Source organism: Streptomyces sp. SP17BM10 (assembly GCF_036322405.1).
Taxonomy (GTDB): Bacteria; Actinomycetota; Actinomycetes; order Streptomycetales; family Streptomycetaceae; genus Kitasatospora.
Genome location: NZ_JAQYXB010000544.1, coordinates 120,194 through 137,531 on the forward strand (window position 1 = coordinate 120,194; position 17,338 = coordinate 137,531).

Annotated in this window: 12 protein-coding genes, 1 tRNA gene and 1 pseudogene; 8 read left to right on the plus strand and 6 right to left on the minus strand. The window is 74.3% G+C overall.

The window, feature by feature from the left end:
* The first annotated feature begins 197 nt into the window (after positions 1–197).
* From PUR71_RS13955 to PUR71_RS13975, 5 genes are all read left to right on the plus strand, one after another.
* The gene (locus PUR71_RS13955) at positions 198–1,478 is read left to right on the plus strand and encodes an aspartate kinase (protein ID WP_329927286.1); all 1,281 of its coding nucleotides are present in this window, start codon (positions 198–200) and stop codon (positions 1,476–1,478) included.
* Positions 1,479–1,506: 28 nt separating this feature from the next.
* Positions 1,507–2,577 (plus strand): aspartate-semialdehyde dehydrogenase, encoded by a 1,071-nt coding sequence (locus tag PUR71_RS13960; protein WP_329927287.1) that lies wholly within the window; start codon positions 1,507–1,509, stop codon positions 2,575–2,577.
* A gap of 375 nt (positions 2,578–2,952) precedes the next feature.
* Positions 2,953–3,498 (plus strand): SigE family RNA polymerase sigma factor, encoded by a 546-nt coding sequence (locus PUR71_RS13965; protein WP_329927288.1) that lies wholly within the window; start codon positions 2,953–2,955, stop codon positions 3,496–3,498.
* On the plus strand, positions 3,491–4,792 hold the full coding sequence (locus PUR71_RS13970) for a hypothetical protein (RefSeq protein WP_329927289.1): 1,302 nt from the start codon (positions 3,491–3,493) through the stop codon (positions 4,790–4,792). Before PUR71_RS13965 ends, PUR71_RS13970 begins: the two co-directional genes overlap by 8 nt.
* Positions 4,793–4,929: 137 nt before the next feature.
* The gene (locus PUR71_RS13975; RefSeq protein ID WP_329927290.1) at positions 4,930–5,721 is read left to right on the plus strand and encodes an SURF1 family protein; all 792 of its coding nucleotides are present in this window, start codon (positions 4,930–4,932) and stop codon (positions 5,719–5,721) included.
* Positions 5,722–5,742: 21 nt separating this feature from the next.
* Here the strand turns inward: PUR71_RS13975 and PUR71_RS13980 are convergent, their stop codons facing one another.
* The 3 genes from PUR71_RS13980 to PUR71_RS13990 all read right to left on the minus strand — a co-directional run bounded on the left by PUR71_RS13980 (position 5,743) and on the right by PUR71_RS13990 (position 8,828).
* Positions 5,743–6,384, minus strand: a complete 642-nt coding sequence (locus PUR71_RS13980) for a hypothetical protein (protein WP_329927291.1) — start codon at positions 6,382–6,384, stop codon at positions 5,743–5,745.
* Between the two features lie 23 nt (positions 6,385–6,407).
* Positions 6,408–8,255: a S9 family peptidase gene (locus tag PUR71_RS13985; RefSeq protein WP_329927292.1), complete on the minus strand. Its 1,848-nt coding sequence runs from the start codon at positions 8,253–8,255 to the stop codon at positions 6,408–6,410.
* A 195-nt stretch (positions 8,256–8,450) separates the two neighbouring features.
* Positions 8,451–8,828, minus strand: coding sequence for a nuclear transport factor 2 family protein (locus tag PUR71_RS13990; protein WP_329927293.1), 378 nt, complete (start codon positions 8,826–8,828; stop codon positions 8,451–8,453).
* Positions 8,829–8,983: 155 nt separating this feature from the next.
* Here PUR71_RS13990 and PUR71_RS13995 point away from each other — a divergent pair, with 155 nt between their 5' ends.
* Together PUR71_RS13995 and PUR71_RS14000 are read left to right on the plus strand one after the other, a co-directional pair.
* Positions 8,984–11,695 (plus strand): helix-turn-helix transcriptional regulator, encoded by a 2,712-nt coding sequence (locus PUR71_RS13995; RefSeq protein ID WP_329927294.1) that lies wholly within the window; start codon positions 8,984–8,986, stop codon positions 11,693–11,695.
* Between the two features lie 190 nt (positions 11,696–11,885).
* Positions 11,886–14,306 carry a PKD domain-containing protein gene (locus PUR71_RS14000; protein WP_329927295.1) on the plus strand — a complete coding sequence of 807 codons (2,421 nt, stop codon included), beginning with the start codon at positions 11,886–11,888 and terminating at the stop codon, positions 14,304–14,306.
* Between the two features lie 806 nt (positions 14,307–15,112).
* On the opposite strand, the gene PUR71_RS14005 is transcribed toward PUR71_RS14000, so the two are convergent.
* The 3 genes and pseudogenes from PUR71_RS14005 to PUR71_RS14015 form a co-directional block, all read right to left on the minus strand.
* Positions 15,113–15,186: transfer RNA gene (locus PUR71_RS14005), tRNA-Pro, on the minus strand.
* A 100-nt stretch (positions 15,187–15,286) separates the two neighbouring features.
* Positions 15,287–16,231 (minus strand): metallophosphoesterase, encoded by a 945-nt coding sequence (locus PUR71_RS14010; protein ID WP_329927296.1) that lies wholly within the window; start codon positions 16,229–16,231, stop codon positions 15,287–15,289.
* A 122-nt stretch (positions 16,232–16,353) separates the two neighbouring features.
* Positions 16,354–16,572 (minus strand): annotated as a pseudogene (locus PUR71_RS14015) (CGNR zinc finger domain-containing protein); the annotation flags it as partial.
* A 195-nt stretch (positions 16,573–16,767) separates the two neighbouring features.
* Here PUR71_RS14015 and PUR71_RS14020 point away from each other — a divergent pair.
* The gene (locus PUR71_RS14020; RefSeq protein ID WP_329927297.1) at positions 16,768–17,223 is read left to right on the plus strand and encodes a GatB/YqeY domain-containing protein; all 456 of its coding nucleotides are present in this window, start codon (positions 16,768–16,770) and stop codon (positions 17,221–17,223) included.
* The last annotated feature ends 115 nt before the right edge of the window (positions 17,224–17,338 follow it).

The following is a 17,338-nucleotide window of genomic DNA, read 5'->3' on the forward strand; positions in this document are numbered from 1 at the left end:
CCGCGCCGGATGGCCCGCAGACCTGCCGGTGAGCCGCCCCGCACCGCCGCCCACGTGCTGAAACGTGCGTCTCATCATACGGATGGCACCGGACGGGGCACCCCTGCTCGGTAGACTGGCGCGGACCGCAGATCCCCCTTCCCCGGGGGTGCGGGGGCCCACCCGCCCCCGGAAACGACACAAGTCGAGGAGCGCACGTGGGCCTTGTCGTGCAGAAGTACGGCGGCTCATCCGTTGCGGATGCCGAGGGCATCAAGCGCGTGGCCCGTCGAATCGTTGACGCCAAGAAGGCCGGCCATGAGGTCGTCGTCGTGGTGTCCGCGATGGGCGACACGACGGACGAGCTCATCGAACTCGCGGAGCAGGTGTCACCTCTCCCCGCCGGCCGCGAGTTCGACATGCTGCTGACCGCTGGAGAGCGCATCTCCATGGCCCTGCTGGCCATGGCGATCAAATCCCTGGGGCACGAGGCCCAGTCCTTCACGGGCAGCCAGGCCGGCGTCATCACGGACTCCGTCCACAACAAGGCACGCATCATCGACGTGACGCCGGGTCGCATCCGCACCGCCCTCGACGAGGGCAACATCGCGATCGTGGCCGGTTTCCAGGGCGTCTCGCAGTCCAGCAAGGACATCACCACGCTGGGCCGGGGCGGTTCGGACACCACCGCGGTCGCGCTCGCCGCCGCGCTGAAGGCCGAGGTCTGCGAGATCTACACCGACGTGGACGGCGTGTTCACCGCCGACCCGCGCGTCGTGAAGAAGGCCCGCAAGATCGACTGGATCGCGTACGAGGACATGCTGGAGCTGGCCTCGTCCGGCTCCAAGGTGCTGCTCGACCGCTGCGTGGAGTACGCCCGGCGCTACAACATCCCGATTCACGTACGCTCGTCCTTCTCGGGTCTCCCCGGGACGATCGTCAGCAACGACAACCCGAACAAGCCCGAAGGGGGCGAGATGGAGCAGGCCATCATCTCCGGAGTCGCCCACGACACTTCCGAGGCCAAGGTCACGGTCGTCGGCGTGCCCGACAAGCCGGGCGAGGCCGCGCGCATCTTCCGCGCCATCGCGGACGCCGAGGTCAACATCGACATGGTGGTGCAGAACGTCTCCGCCGCGTCGACCGGGCTGACCGACATCTCCTTCACCCTGCCCAAGGCCGAGGGCCAGAAGGCCATCGACGCGCTCGGCCGGGTCAAGGAGGGCATCGGCTTCGAGTCGCTGCGCTACGACGACGCGATCGGCAAGATCTCCCTGGTCGGCGCGGGCATGCGCTCCAACCCGGGCGTCACCGCGACCTTCTTCGAGGCGCTGTCCGCCGCCGGCGTCAACATCGAGCTGATCTCCACCTCGGAGATCCGCATCTCGGTCGTGACCCGCGCCGAGGACGTGCCGGAGGCCGTCCGCGCCGTGCACAGCGCCTTCGGTCTGGACAGCGACACGGACGAGGCCGTCGTCTACGGGGGCACCGGGCGATGACCCGGGAGCCGAGCGGGAGCACCGGGCGATGACCCGGCGGCCGAACCTCGCCGTCGTCGGCGCCACCGGCGCGGTCGGCGAGGTGCTGCTCGGCCTGCTCTCGCTCCGTCAGGACATCTGGGGCGAGGTACGACTCGTCGCCTCCCCGCGCTCGGCCGGCCGCGAGCCGGTCGTGCGCGGGGAATCCGTCGAGGTGGTCGCGCTGACGGAGGAGGCCTTCGACGGGATCGACGTGGCGGTGTTCGCCGTGCCCGACGAGATCTCCGCCCGCTGGGCGCCGATCGCCGCCGCCAAGGGCGTCGTCGTGGTCGACGACTCGGCCGCGTTCCGCACCGCCGCCGACGTCCCGCTGGTCGTCCCCGAGGTGAACGCCGCCGCGCTGCGGATCCGTCCGCGTGGCATCGTCGCCAGCCCTGCCAGCACCACCCTCGCGATGATCGCGGCCATCGGGGCCCTGCACGCCGAGTACGGGCTCGTCGAACTCGTCGTCGCCTCCTACCAGGCCGCCTCCGGCGAGGGCCGCCACGGCGAGGCCGCCCTGCGCGAGCAGACCGCGCTCGTCGGCGCCGTCGACGCCGGCCGCCAGGAGATCGGCCGGCAGACCGGCGACCTGCGCGCGGTGATCGCCGACCACGGGCCGTTCGCCGCGCCGCTCGCGCTCAACGCGGTTCCCTGGACGGGCACGTTGACGGACGGCGGCTGGTCCTCCGAGGAGGTCGGCATCCGCGACGAGTCGCGCAAGATCCTCAACCTGCCCGCCCTGCGGGTCTCCGCGACCTGTGTGCGCATCCCGGTGGTCCGCACCCACGCGCTCGCCGTCCACGCGCTGTTCGAGCGGGAGGTGACGCAGGAGCACGCGCAGGAGATCCTCAGCGGGGCGCCCGGCGTCGTCCTCTACGACGACCCGGCGGCGGGGGAGTTCCCGACGCCGAACGACGTGGTCGGGACGGACCCGGTGTGGGTCGGCCGGGTGCGCCGCGCGCTCGACCAGCCCGCCGCGCTGGACCTCTTCCTGTGCGGCGACAACCTGCGCAAGGGGGCGGCGCTCAACCTGCTCCAGATCGCCGAGCTCGTCGCGGGCGAGCTCTGGCCCGAGTAGTCGGCCCGGCGGGTACGGCCGTCCGTTGCTGCCGTCCGTCGTGGGGCGTCCGTAGCGGCCCTCTGTTACGGCCGTCCGGGCCGGGCTTCCTGACGGCCGGTCCGGCCCGAAACGTGTGCCCGATGTGAGGCGGGACCGTCCGATATGGGCTCGCCCTCCCCACAATCTGTCCGGAAACCCTCTCGAATTCCCTGGAGGCCACTTCCGCGGATGCGGAAGAATGTCTCCCGGGATGGGCAACCATGACAGGGGATCGAGTGTCCAACGGGCGTGGCGAACGTGATGGTGGGGGCAGCGGCGGGCATCTCGGCGAGTGCCGCGGTGACCTTCCCGCCGCGCGCCCATCGGCCTGCGAGTAGGCCGGAAGAAAGCCAGATGACCGCGGTCGCACCCGGCGCGGCGGACTCCGGCGCCGGTGCCGACGCCGGTACCAGCGAGGACCTCCTCACCGATACCTACCAGGCCCACTACCGCTCCCTGCTGCGGCTCGCCGCGCTGCTCCTGGACGACCTCTCGACCTGTGAGGACGTCGTCCAGGAGGCGTTCATCCGGGTGCACGCCGCCCGGCGCCGGGTGCGCGAACCCGAGAAGACCCTGGCCTACCTGCGGCAGACGGTCGTCAACCTGTCCCGCTCCACGCTGCGCCGCCGGATCCTCGGCCTGCGACTGCTGCCGAAGCCGATGCCTGACATGGCCAGTGCAGAAGAAGGCGCCTACGATGCGCTGGAGCGTGACCAGTTGAAAGCAGCGCTCCGAGGCCTGCAACGCCGTCAGCGGGAGGTTCTGGTGCTGCGTTACTTCGTGGACATGACGGAGGCGCAGGTCGCCGAGACCCTGGGCATCTCGCTCGGATCGGTGAAGGCGTACGGCTCGCGCGGACTCGCCGCCCTGCGCACGCAGATGGAGGCCGGCCATGGGTGACGGCGCGGGCAAGGCCCACGGCGGGGAGCTCACCCCGGACCCCACTGCGGACCCCACGTCGGACGTCACGTCGGACGCCACCGTGGACGTCACCACGGGTCCCCTCCCGGAGGCGAGCTCGGACCTCACCTCCGACCTCACCCCCGACCTCACGGCGGACCTCACGACCGACGAGCTGGCCGTCCGTGACCTGCTGCACCGGGCGGTCGCCGGCATCCAGCCCGTCCCCGGCGGACTGCCCCGCATCCGCGCAGCCGTGCCCCGCCGCCGGGCCGCCCGCCGCGGCGCGCTGACCGGGGCGCTGGCGCTGGCCGCCGCCGTCGCCGTCGCCCTGCCCGCCCTGCACAACGCCGACCACCTCGGCCTCTCCGGCGGCCCCGGCTCCCCGCACGCCGACGCCCCCGTCACCGGCGTGCCCGCCGGGACGACGGCCGACGGCTCGGGCCCGTTCGGCGCGTCCCCGCGCCCCGGCCCGGTCCCCGGCACCGCCGGGCAGCCGTCCGGCACCGCGAGCAGTTCGCCCAGCCCCGGCGCGAGCAGCACCCGCGCCGACGGCGGGACGACCGCCCCCGCCGCGGCCACCAGCAGCGGGGAGGGCCCGATCGTCCCGCTGTGCACCCGCGGCGACCTCGGCCAGGGCACCGCCCAGGCCGGACCGGCCGACGCCGAGGGACGGATCTACGGGTGGTTCGCCGTGACCAACGTGTCCGGGCACGCCTGCCGGCTCGGCGGGCCGGGCGCGGTCTCCGTGACGGCGGTCACCGGGACGGACCGCAGCCGGATCCGGGTGACCGACCACACCGCGGGAGACCCGGCCACCGGCCTGCCGCTCGCCGACACGGACCCGCCGCTCCTCGCCCCGCAGGCCGGCTACCGGGTGCCGTTCGCCTGGATCCCCGACCCGGTCTGCCCGACGACCGGCCAGGGCGGCGCCACCACGGCGCCGACCGGTGCGCCCGCGCCCGGTCCGGTCGCGCTCACCACGCAGGCACCCGCCGCGGCCTCCGGCGCCCCCGCGTCCGGCGCGTCGGCCGCGCCCTCGTCGAACCCGCACGTCAGCGCGTCGCCCAGCGCCGGGCCTACCACCGAGCCCACCCCGTCGGGCAGCCCGACCCCGAACCCGACCGCCTCCAGCCCGCCGTCCACCACCATCGCGCACACCCCCGCCCCGGGCAGTCCGTCGGCCGCCGCGGTCCTCCTGCCGGGGGCGTGCGCGGGGACGGTGTACCGGGGTGGCCTGCAGCCGGTGGGCGGGCCGGCGGCGCAGCCGTCGGGGACGCCGCCGACGGGGTAACGAGGGCCGCCGTGCGCCGGGACCGGGCCGGCACCGGCAGCCGGGCGTGCCAGGAGTCGTGCCGGAAGCGCCGCCGGAGAGCGGTGTCGTGCCCCCTGTGGTCGGACGGCGTGTGAAGAGTGGTTACCGTGGGGGGTGTGTACCGGTTCCTCCTCACCCCGCGCTGGCTCGGTGGCACCGTGCTGGCCCTGGTGGCCATCGCGGTGTGCCTCTGGCTGGGCTCCTGGCAGCTCGGCCGCTTCGAGGACCGGTTCTCCTCGCACAAGGAGGCCGGCAAGGCGCTCGCCACCACGAGTGAGACCCGGCCGATCGACTCCCTGCTGAACCCGGCCAGCCCGCAGGTCACCACGGACACCGTCGGCAAGCCCGTCACGGTCAGCGGCAGTTACGACAGCGCGCACCAACTCCTCGTCCCCAACCGCACGGTGGACGGCAAGCAGGGCTACTACGTGCTCACCCCGCTCCGCACCGCCGACGGCCACGCCGTCGCCGTCGTGCGCGGCTGGGCCCCGGGGGCGCCCTCCGACACCTCGTCCGCCGCGGTGCCGCCGCCCGGCGGGGAGGTGACCGTCACCGGCCGGCTCCAGGCCGGCGAGGCGGTCGGCAGCAACGGCGCCGTCGCGGGCGGTCTGCCGGCCGGCCAGCTCGGCACGATCAACCGGGCGGCGCTGCTCAACGTGCTGTCGTACGACGGCTGGTACGACGGCTGGGTCGCCGCCGACACCGCGCCGGCCGGGCTGACCGAGGTGCCGACGGTCCAGCCGCAGGGCGGCGACGGGCTGACGCTCCGCGCGTTCCAGAACCTGGGCTACACCCTGGAGTGGTTCGTCTTCGCGGGCTTCGTGGTCTTCATGTGGTACCGCCTGCTCCGCCGTGAGGCGGAGGCCGAGCAGGACCGGGCCCTCGGACTGGACCCGGTCCTCGACTGACGGCTCCGCCGCGGGCGGCCGTCAGCGCGACGGCTTGCCCGCCGCGGTGGGCGTCGCGACCGGTCGCGACGGCGGCGCCTGCGGAGCGGGGGGCACCTGGGAGGGCGTGTCGGACGGGGTCGCCCACGGGGCGGGGGTCGACGTGCCGGACGATGTCGGGGCCGGCGTCGGGCCGCTGTGGCAGCGGCCGTGGGTGCGGTAGACGACGTTCGACTCGTGGTGGTCGATGTGGTGGTGCGGCGACCGGCCGCCCTTCGAGCCCTTGGGCCCCTTCGAGCTGTTGCCGGATCCCTTGGACCCGCTTCCGCTCCCGCTCCCGCCGGAGCCCTTCGAACCGCTTCCGCTCCCGCTCCCGCTCCCGCCGGAGCCGTTCGAGCCGCTGCCCGACTTCGCCGGGTAGGCCGCCTGCACGACCGCGGCCCCGCCGTGCGCGCTCGCCGGCGTCGCGCCGGCGGTGGCCTTCGCCCCGGGCGTGGCCCCGGCCGGAGCCTTGGACGCGGCCGGGGCGACCGGTGTGGCCGTAGCGACCGGTGTGGCCGTCGCCACGGCCGTGGCCGTCGCGGTGACCGAGGGCCCGGTCGGCCCTGCGGGGGGCGGGCAGCTCGCCTGGTCGCGGTGCCCGCCCTGGCAGCCGGTGAGCACGAGCGCACCGGCCACCCCCACCCCCGCCAGCGTCAGCCGACGCCTCACACCGACCCCCCGCCCAGGTGGCGCCGGACGAAGTCGATCTCCAGCCGCAGCTGCTTGATCCGCTCCTCGACCACCAGGGACCCGTGCCCGGCGTCGTACCGGTAGACCTCGTGCGGTTTGCCGAGCTCCACCAGCCGGTCGACGTAGTTCTCGATCTGCCGGATCGGGCAGCGCGGGTCGTTGACCCCGGCGCTGATGTAGACCGGCACCCGCACCTGCTCGACGTACGTGAGCGGCGAGGACGCGGTGAAGCGCTCCGGGACCTCCTCCGGCGTGCCGCCGAAGAGCGTGCGGTCGAGCGACTTGAGCGCCTCCATCTCGTCGGCGTACGCGGTGTGGTAGTCCGCGACCGGCACGGCGGCGACGCCGAGCGCCCACAGGTCCGGCTGCACGCCGATGCCGAGCAGGGTCAGGTAGCCGCCCCAGCTGCCGCCGGTGAGCACCAGGCGCGCCGGGTCGGCGAGGCCACTGGCGACCGCCCACGCCCGGACGGCCGCGATGTCCTCCAGCTCGATCAGGCCGACGCGCTCGCGCAGGGCGTCCGTCCAGGCCTGGCCGTAGCCGGTGGAGCCGCGGTAGTTGACCCGGACCACCGCGAAGCCGTGGTCGAGCCAGGCCGCCGGTCCGGCGGCGAAGGAGTCGCTGTCGTGGTGCGTCGGCCCGCCGTGGATCTCGAACACGGTCGGGAACGGGCCCTCGCCGGCCCCGGCGGGCCGCTGCACGAGCGCGTGGACGCGCCCGCCGGGGCCGTCCACCCACACGTCCTCGACCGGGATCGAGCCGGGCGGCACCGGGCCGGGCGCCCGCAGGACGACCGTTCCCGCGGTGGAGCGGACGGCGGACGGCTCGGCGGCGGAGGACCACAGGTACTCGACGGTGCCGTCCGGGCGGGCGGTGGCGCCGCCGACGGTGCCGCGCGGGGTGTCGAGTCGGGTCAGCCGGCCGTCGGCGAGCGAGTACGAGAACAGCTCGCTGCGTGCCTCGTACTCGTGCTCGACGAGCAGCGCCTCGGCGCCCGGGCGCCACTGCGCGGAGACGTCACCGGGCAGTTCGCGGCCCTGCTCGTCGCGCAGCGGGAGGGCGGTCTCGGCGCCGGTGGCGACGTCCCAGATCATCGGCTCCCAGCGGCCGGTGCGCTGGTGGGCGACGAGCAGGCGGGTGTCGCCCTCGACCGGTGCGAAGCCGAGGCAGGCGACGCCCCGCGGCTCGTCCCGGCCGGTCACCTCGTCGAGCTCGGCGACGGTCTCGATGTCCGCGCCGCCGTCGCCGCCGGGGAGCAGGCGCACGACCCGGATCGCGGAGTGCATCGCGTCGCCGTGCTCGGTGTGGTCGATCGCGAGCAGGGTGCCGTCGTGGCTGAGGTCGCCGACGCCCCCGTACTCCTCGTGCCGGTAGATCTCGACGGCCCCGGCGGCGCCGGGGCGGCGCAGGTGCAGGGTGGTGCCGTGCTCGTCGGTGGAGCGGCCGACGACCACGGTGCCGTCGCGGCCGAGCGCCAGGCCCGCCGAGTAGGAGGGTTCCAGGCCGGGCACCGCCTCCTCGTCGGGGCCGCCGGCGAACGGCTGGCGGCGCCAGACGCCGAACTCGTCGCCGTCGTGGTCGTCGAACCACCACACCGAACCGCCGTCGGGGGACAGTTCGGCGTCGGTGGTGCCGTTCGGGCGGTCGGTGACCTGACGGTGGGTGCCCGTGGCGCGGTCCCAGGCGTAGATCTCGTAGGTGCCGGTCGCGTTGGACACGTACAGGGCCCGGTCCGGGGCGTCCTCGGCCCAGTCCGGCAGGGACACCCGGGCCGCGCGGAACCGCTGCTCCCACGCCGGGACGGCGCTCTTCTCCTCGCTCATCCGACCATCCAACCCGATCGGGGGGACGAAGCGGAACGGGCGGGTGGGATCCGGAGCCTCCGGGCGGTGGCGCGCCCCCGCGCGGGGACCGCTGAACGGGCCCCGGCCGCCGGTTCCGTGTCCGGCCCGATAAGCCGGGGGACACGGAACCGGCAGGCGCCGAGCGGGCACGCAACCGGCAGTCGCCAGGGCGGTTCAGGCGCCCGGGACGCGGTCCAGGAAACCGGCCACCGAGGCGATCCGTCCGTCCGGGCCGGCCGTCAGCACGTCGAAGCCGATCACGATCGGCTCGGCGCCGGCCGGGCCGAGGTTCCAGGTGAACCGGGCGATGTCGTGGTGCGCGTCCACCGGCCCGAGGGTGAACTCCAGCCCCGGGAACTGGGCCTGGGCGGCGCCGATCAGCGCGTCGATCGCGTCCCGGCCGGCCACCGCGGCCAGCGGGTCGGTGTAGCGGCCGTCCTCGGCCCACACCTCGTCGATCAGCTTGCGGCGGGCGGACGGGTCGGCCTCGTTCCAGACCGCGAGGTAGCGCTCGGCGAGCTGCTGCATGGTGGCCGTGGTGATCTCGGTCATCGTCTTCTCCCTTGTCCTGATGGGGTGTTGGGCGGGTCGTTCCCGCTGCTCACAAAGGTAGGGACGGGCGGGCGCGGGCGAATCCGTCACGTATGGGTAAGGGGGTGCGTACGTTCGCCGGTCACCGCCCGGCGGGGGTGGGTAGGGTCGGGGCCATGCTGTACGGGAGGGAACGCGAGCAGACCGTCGTGGACGGGCTGCTGGACGGGGCGCGGGAGGGCCGCAGCGGGGTGCTGCTGCTGGCCGGGGAGGCCGGGATCGGCAAGACGGCCCTGCTGGACCACGCGGTCGCGGCGGCCGGGGACGGCTTCCGGGTGATCCGGGCGGCCGGCGTCGAGCACGAGGCCGAACTGCCCTACGCCGGGCTGAGCCTGCTGCTCGCGCCCGGCCTCGACCGGCTGTCCGCCCTGCCCGGCCCGCAACGCCTCGCGCTGGAAGCGGTGTTCGGCCTCACCACGGCTCCAGGCTCCACCAGCCGCCTGCTCACCGGCCTCGCCACCCTCGGACTGCTCGCCGAACTCGCCGCCGACCGACCGCTGCTGTGCGTCGTCGACGACGTCCAGTGGCTGGACCGCGCCTCCTGGGAGGCCCTGCTGCTCGCCGCCCGCCGCCTCCAGGCCGAAGGCGTCGTGCTGCTGCTCGCCGCGCGTACGGACGGCAGCCCCGCCGAGGAGCAACTCGGCCTGGCCGAAATGACGTTGGCGCCACTCGCCGAGGACGACGCCACCTCGCTGCTCACCCACCGCGCCGGCCCCGACCTGCCCGCCCCCGTCCGCCGCCGGCTGCTCGCCGAGGCCGCCGGGAACCCCCTCGCCCTCACCGAACTCCCCGTCGCCGGACCGGAGACGGCCGCCCCCGGCAGCATCCCGCTCACCAGCCGCCTGCTCATCGCCTTCCACGGCCAGGTCACCGGCCTGCCCGCCGCCACCCAGACGCTGCTCCTCGTCGCCGCCGTCGAGGAGAACGGCGAACTCGACGTCGTCCTGCCCGCCGCCGAAACCCTCGGCGCCGGCGCCGAACACCTCACCCCCGCCGAGGAGTCGGGCCTGGTGACGGTCACTCCGGACCGCCGGCTCGCCTTCCGCCACCCGCTCCTGCGCGCCGCCGTCCTCCAACGCGCGCCGCACGTCCAGCGCCTGGCCGCCCACCGGGCCGTCGGCGCGGCCCTGCCCGACGGTGACCGCCGCACCTGGCACCTCGCCCTCGCCGCCACCGCCCCCGACGCCGCCCTCGCCGACGCGCTCGAACGCACCGCCGTCCGCGCCGGCACCCGCGGCGCCCACGGCGGCGCCGCCGCGGCCTACGAACGTGCCGCCCGGCTCACCCCCGACCGCGACGCCGCCACCCGCCGCCTCGTCCTCGCCGCCGAAGCCGCCACCGAGGAGGGCCGGCTGGAGCACGCGGAAGCGCTCGCCGACCAGGCCGCCGCCCGCACCGACAGCGTCCTCGCGCACGCGCTGCTCGACCACGTCCGGGCCACCGCGCACTTCTGGCGCGGCTCCTACCCGACCGCCCACCGCCTGCTGCTCGACGCCGCCGGCACCGCCGTCGAACCGCCGCACGCCGCCCGGATGCTGCTCCAGGCCTTCCACGCCGCCTGGTACGCGGGCGAGGAGCCGGTGGCCGCCGTCCTGGACCGCCTCGCCGCCCTGCCGCTCGCCGCCGACGACCCGCTCACCCCGCTCGCCCGGCACCTGGCGGCCGCCGTCCTCCCGGCCCTCGGCCGCGACGCCGGTCCGCTGCCCGCCGCTCGCGCCACCGCCGACGCCGCCCGCGCGGCCGGCGCCGACACCCCGGCCGACCTCGTCCAGCTGTGCGGTGCCACCCTCGTCCTCGGCCGGGACGACGAGACGGCCGACCTCGCCGCCGAACTCGTCGCCGAAGCCCGGGCCAAGGGCGCCGTCGGAGTGCTTCCCACCCTCGGCTTCTTCCTCGCCGAGGCCGAACTCTTCCACGGCCGCCACCGCGACGCCGAGGTCACCGCGACCGAGGCCCTCGACCTCGCCCGCGACACCGGCCAGCACCAGTGGGTCAGCCAACTCACCGCCCTGCTCGCCTACCTGTCCGCCCTCGCCGGCGCCACCGACTCCTGTGCCCGCCTCGCCGCCGAGGCCCTCGCCACCACCGGACCGCAGACCGCCGCTCCCGCCTCCGGCGAACCCTGGGCCCACTGGGCGCTCGCCCTCGACGACCTCGGCCATGGTCGGGCCGGCGACGCCACCGACCGCCTGCACACCCTCACCACCGGCCGCTACCGGCACCACGTCAGCGCCACCCGCGCCGTCCCCGACCTCGTCGAGGCCGCCGTCCGGCTCGGCACCCCCGAGCGCGCCGCCGAGCCGTACGAACGCTTCGCCCGTTGGAGCGTCGCCGCCGGCCGGCCCTGGACCGAGGCCCTGCGCCTGCGCTGCCAGGCCCTCCTCGGCCCCGACGAACTCGCCGAATCCGCCTACCGCGCCGCCCTGCACCTGCACGAGGGCACCCACCGCCCCTTCGAGCAGGCCCGCACCGCCCTGCTCTACGGCGAGTGGCTCCGCCGCGCCCGCCGCCGCACCGACGCCCGCCCCCACCTGCGCGCCGCCCTCGAGACCTTCGACCGCCTCGCCGCCCACCCCTGGGCCGCCCGCGCCCGCACCGAACTCACCGCCACCGGCACCACCGCCCCCACTCCGACGGCCCCCGAATCCCCCCTGGCGGCCCTCACCCCGCAGGAACTCCAGATCGCCCGCCTGGCAGCCCGCGGCCTCACCAACCGCGACATCGCCGCGCAACTCTTCCTGAGCCCCCGAACGGTCGGCCACCACCTCTACAAGGCCTACCCCAAACTCGGCATCACCTCCCGAACCGCCCTCGCCGACCTGCTCTGACCCCCCGCCGGAAGCCCGGCGGACCACGCCGCCGCGCTCAGCGGGGCATCCCGATGGAACACGCGGACACGCAGGGTGGATACTGCTCTGCGCGCCGGTCTGTGATCACTTCCTCGCGGTCCCCGACCGGGACCCCGCCGGCGCTGTTTCGCGTTACCCGAAATTCCTGGAACGCCCTGGGGGGACGGACATGTCCATAAGACGTCACATCGGCATCGCAGCGGCTCTGGTGAGCTCCGCGATCGCCGGAACCACGCTGTCGGTGGGCGCCGCGCACGCGGACGCGACCACGCTGTACGTGAACAACAGCCCGTCCGCGCACTGCTCGGACGCCGGGACGGGCACGCAGGCCCAGCCGTACTGCACCGTGCAGGTCGCCGCCGACGCCGCCCAGCCCGGCCAGACCGTCCAGATCGCCGAAGGCACCGGCAACTACGCCGAGCAGGTCACCGTCACCCACTCGGGCACCCCCGGCCACCCGATCACCTTCCAGGGCCTGCCGGACACCGACAAGCTCCCCACTGCCCAGGTCGGCGTCAACGGGGGGCACGGCTTCTCGCTCACCAAGGTCCACGACGTGACCATCCAGGGCCTGGCGTTCAACACCGCCCAGGAGGCCGTGCTCGTCGCCGACTCGGACCGGATCGTCGTCGACGGGAACACGCTGCTCGGAGCCGGCTCGGCCAAGGTGGCGGGCATCCGCCTCACCGGCGCCACCACGGCGAGCACCGTCAGCCGCAACCGCATCGGCGGCAGCGGCGGCGCGGGCATCGCTCTCGACCCGGGCGTCACCGGCACGGTCGTCACCACCAACGCCCTGACCGGCAACATCGGCGGCGGCATCGTCGCCACCGACGCCCCCGGCACCGTCGTGACGAGCAACACCGTCGCGGAGAACTGCGGCGCCGGGGTCTCGCTGGCCGGGGCGTCCAGCGGCGCAGTGGTCGAGAACAACATCATCACCGCCACCGGCCCGACGACCCTTCGGTGCCCCCAGAGCGGCCCGTTCGAACTCGTCGTCTCGGCCGGCTCGGTCACCGGGACCAAGGCCGACTACAACGTCGTCCACCCCGGCACCGGCGTCAACGCGGGCAGCCAGGCCTACTCCTGGGCCGGCACCGTCTACACCTCGCCCACCGCCTTCACCACGGCCACCGGCCAGGGCACGCACGACGTCGACACCGACGCGGGCTTCAACCTGACCGGCTCCTCCAACGACGACGTCACCCCGCAGCGCGACACCAACGCCCTGGACTCCGCCGACGCGGGCGCACCCGGTGAGCTGACCACCGACCTGACGGGCAACCAGCGCGTCGACGATCCGCTGGTCGACAACACCGGCACCGGCCCCGCGGCGCACTACGACCGCGGCGCGGTCGAGCGCCAGAACCCGTTCGCGGTGGGCCTCAGCTGGGACTACAACAACCAGATCCCGGCCGGACACCCGCTGGACAAGGCGTTCCGCGGCACCGTCTACTCGCCGTGGTCCAAGGCCACCGCGACGATCGACTTCGGTGACGGGACCGGCCCCCAGCCCTTCACCCCCTCGCAGGTGGTCCATACCTACCCGGGCCCCGGCACCTACCGCGCCGTGCTCACCGCGACCGACGGCCTCGGCAACACCAAGGCCTCCTCGACCACCATCACCGTCAACCCGATCGGCCCGCTCGCCACGCCGACGGTCTCGATGGTGCGCGGCGGCGGCTACGGTCCGACGCACGCCCAGTTCTACGTCACCGGCGACAGCCCCTGGCCGCTGGCCAGCACCGCGATCGACTTCGGCGACGGCACCAGCACGGTCGTGAAGGGCGGGGCCTGGAACCTCCCGCACGACTACCCGCGCCTCGGGACCTACACGGTGACCGCCACCGAGACCGACGACCACGGGCGCACCGCGACCAACACCTACCAGGCCCGGATCGACGGCTGGACCCGCTCGGGCACCCCGGTGACGGGCCGTTGGGACGGCGGCGCCACCCACACCGGCGTGTTCTCCAACGGCGTCTGGTGGCTGGACCCCACCAACGACAACAACAGCATGGTCACCCAGACCACCTTCGGCCAGGCCGGTGACGTCCCGGTCGCCGGCGCCTGGGACGGCGGTCACGACCAGCTCGGCATCTACCGCGACGGTGTCTTCGCGCTGCGCCACGACGACGCCAGCGTGACCGCGGTCTCCTTCGGCGCGCCGGGGGACATCCCGGTGCCCGCGCGCTGGGACGGCAACGGCCACGCCCAACTGGCCGTCTACCGGCCCAGCACCAACACGTTCGCGGTCCGCCACGACGACGGCAGCGTCACCACGGCGACCCTCGGGGACCCGGGCGACATGCCGATCGTCGGCGACTGGGACGGCGTCGGCCACATCCAGCTCGGCATCTTCCGCTGGTCCCACCAGCCGGGCGGCGCCAGCACCTTCGCCCTGCGCCACGACGACGGCAGCATCTCCACCGCCGCGTACGGCGCCGACGGTGACTTCCCGGTCACCGGCGACTGGCTGGGCCGCGGGCGCACCACCTTCGGCATCTACCGTCCGCAGACGGCGACCTTCGCCCTCTCCAACGCCTACGCGGGCGCCCCCGACTCGGTGTTCGCCATCGTCACGGCCTGACCCGCGTCATCCCCCGAGCAACATGCACAGGCCCGGTGCCCCCTCCCAGGGACACCGGGCCTGTCCCGTTCCCCCCCGGGCGCACCTGAGCCCCCATCGGACGAAAACGACAGAGGCCCTGCCGGATCTCTCCGGCAGGGCCTCTGCACTGGGCCGGGGTGGCTGGATCTCCGAGCCGCCGGCCCTGCTTTGTCTCAGTGGCTCCGGGGTCGCTGAGCGATGACGCAGCCAGGGCCGCCCAGTATCGGGATCGCTCCGGCCGCCGTCCAGAAGTACAGATCCGTCCTGCTGCCGGCGTGCGAAGTGCTCTCCACGACGAGGGGGGCCAGGAGGGCTCCATCAGGTCGGCATTGATCATCACCCGAGGTGGGGATAGGGGCAGACATCCCAGGGGGCACCAGGGCGATCGCTCCAGCGCCACCACAGGTGATCCTCGCTGCACTTCCAGACGCCGCGGCAGACGCGCGCTCCGTCGTCCTCTCGGCGGGCCAGGACCATCGCCGTGCACTTCATCGCTTGGCCGCAGTCTGGGCAGGCGGGCGCTTCGCCTGTCGTCGACATGGCAGGCACGGTACCGCTGAGCCGCTCGCGCAACCACCGTGCTGCTCGGTCCGGCGCCAGCCGCACGGCCGGGGCCTTGGCGGGCGGCGGGCTTGCCCCGTGACGAGCCGCTGAGGGACGGCAGGTAGTGAAGACCGGACGTGGGAATTCCTTGATCCACTCCCAGCTCACTCCCCGCGGGGCCTGAAAACCGGTCAGGGCCGGTCTCCCTTGCGGGAGACCGGCCCTGAGCTGGTCTTACTGGGTCGGGGTGGCGGGATTTGAACCCACGGCCTCTTCGTCCCGAACGAAGCGCGCTACCAAGCTGCGCCACACCCCGGTCTTTCTGTTTGTCGCTCCGTCTCCTTCGCGACGAGTAGAACTCTACCGGACGCTCGCCGAGACACGAAATCCGATTCCCGGCGGGCGTCCGGGGCGGGTCAGCGGGGGGCCGGGGTGAGGGTGAGGAGGGTCGCCTCGGGGGGGCAGGCGAAGCGGACGGGGGTGTAGCGGTTGGTGCCGCAGCCGGCCGAGACGTGGAGGTAGGAGCGGCGGCCGCCGGCGGTGTGGGTGGAGAGGCCCTTGACCCGCTTGGCGTCGAGGTCGCAGTTGGTGACCAGGGCGCCGTAGAAGGGGATGCAGAGCTGGCCGCCGTGGGTGTGTCCGGCGAGGATCAGCGGGTAGCGGTCGGCCGTGAAGGCGTCGAGGACGCGCAGGTAGGGCGCGTGGACGACGGCGAGGGAGAGGTCGGCGTCGGCGGACGGGCCGCCCGTGACCTCGCTGTAGCGGTCGCGGCGGATGTGCGGGTCGTCGAGGCCGGTGAACTCCAGGTCGAGGCCGCCGAGGGTGAGGCGGCCGCGGGTGTTGGTCAGGTCGAGCCAGCCGGCCGCGTCGAAGCCGTCGCGGAGCTTCTCCCAGGGGTTGTGGACGGCGCCGACGATGCCGCGGCGGCCGGTGCCGTCGGGGTTGTTCATGCCGTGGATGCCACTGCGCATCGCCTGGAGGTAGCGGGCCGGGTTCTTGCGGGCCGGGCCGTAGTAGTCGTTGGAGCCGAAGACGTACACGCCGGGGAACTCCATCAGCGGCCCGAGCGCGTCGAGGGTGGCGGGGACCCCGAGCGGGTCGGAGAGGTTGTCGCCGGTGTTCACGACGAGGTCGGGGCGCAGGCCCGCGAGGCTCTTCAGCCAGCGCTGCTTCTTGCCCTGGCCGCTCACCATGTGGATGTCGGAGACCTGCAGTACCCGGAGGGGGCGGGCGCCCCGGGGCAGGACGGGGACCTCGACCCGGCGCAGCCGGAAGGAACGGACCTCGTACCCGGCGGAGTAGGCGAGGCAGGCGGCGCCGGTGGCGGCGATTCCGAGGGGGACGGAGTACAGCGGTCGCATCGTTCCATGCTCTCAGACGGCGGATCAGCTGGTGAACGTCCGTCCGCCCGGAAGGGATGCGGCCGAGGAGGCGACCGGGGGAACGCGCACCCCGGCTACCCCGGCTACCCCGGCTACCCCGGCTACCCCGGCCGCCCCGGTCCCCGCCTGCCCCGCAGCGCCCGGACCTTGGCGCGGTTGCCGCAGCGCTCCATGGAGCACCAGCGCCGCCGCCCCGGCCGGGAGGTGTCGACGAAGATCAGGTAGCAGTCGTGCGTGCCGCACTCGCGGACGCGGTCCGCATGCGGGCCCGTGAACAGGGCCATCGCGTCCCGGGCGACGGTGGAGGCCAGCTGGTCGCCGTCGGCGGGCAGGGGGGCGTTGCGGCGCCGCCGGGGGCGGTCGGCAGCGGCCCGGGGAGGGCGGTCGGCTCGGCCTCGACACCTTCGGTCGTGTAACCACACTCATGGGTTACTGAAGCGGAGCGCAGGGCCCGCCGGAGGCCCGTGCCCGTTAATGCAGGGCACCCGAACGCCGCAGGTGGGAGACTCGGAGCCATGACGACGCTCAAGGCGCAGCTGCAGGAGGACCTCACGGCTGCCATCAAGGACCGGGACGAGCTGCGCTCGTCCACCATCCGACTCACGCTCTCCGCCGTGACGGCGGAGGAGGTGGCGGGCAAGACGAAGCGCGAGCTCTCCGACGCCGAGGTGATCAAGGTGGTCACCCGCGAGGCGAAGAAGCGCCGCGAGGCCGCCGAGGCGTTCGAGGCCGCGGGCCGGACGGACCAGGCCGCCCGGGAGCGCCAGGAGGGCGAGCTGCTCGCCGCCTACCTGCCCAAGCAGCTCTCGGACGACGAGCTGACCGCCATCGTGGCCGCCGCGGTCGCGGAGAGCGGGGCCACCGGTCCGCAGGGCATGGGCGCCGTGATGAAGCTGGTGCGGCCGAAGGTGGACGGTCTGGCCGAGGGCGGCCGCGTCGCCGCCGCGGTGAAGGCCGCGCTGGCCGGCTGAGCCGCGCTCGCCACGGCACCCGAGCAGCAAGGCGCCAGAGCAGGAAGGCACCACCGCAGTAAGGTGCCACCGCAGTAAGGCTGCACAACGAGGAGGGCGCCTCCCGAGATCACTC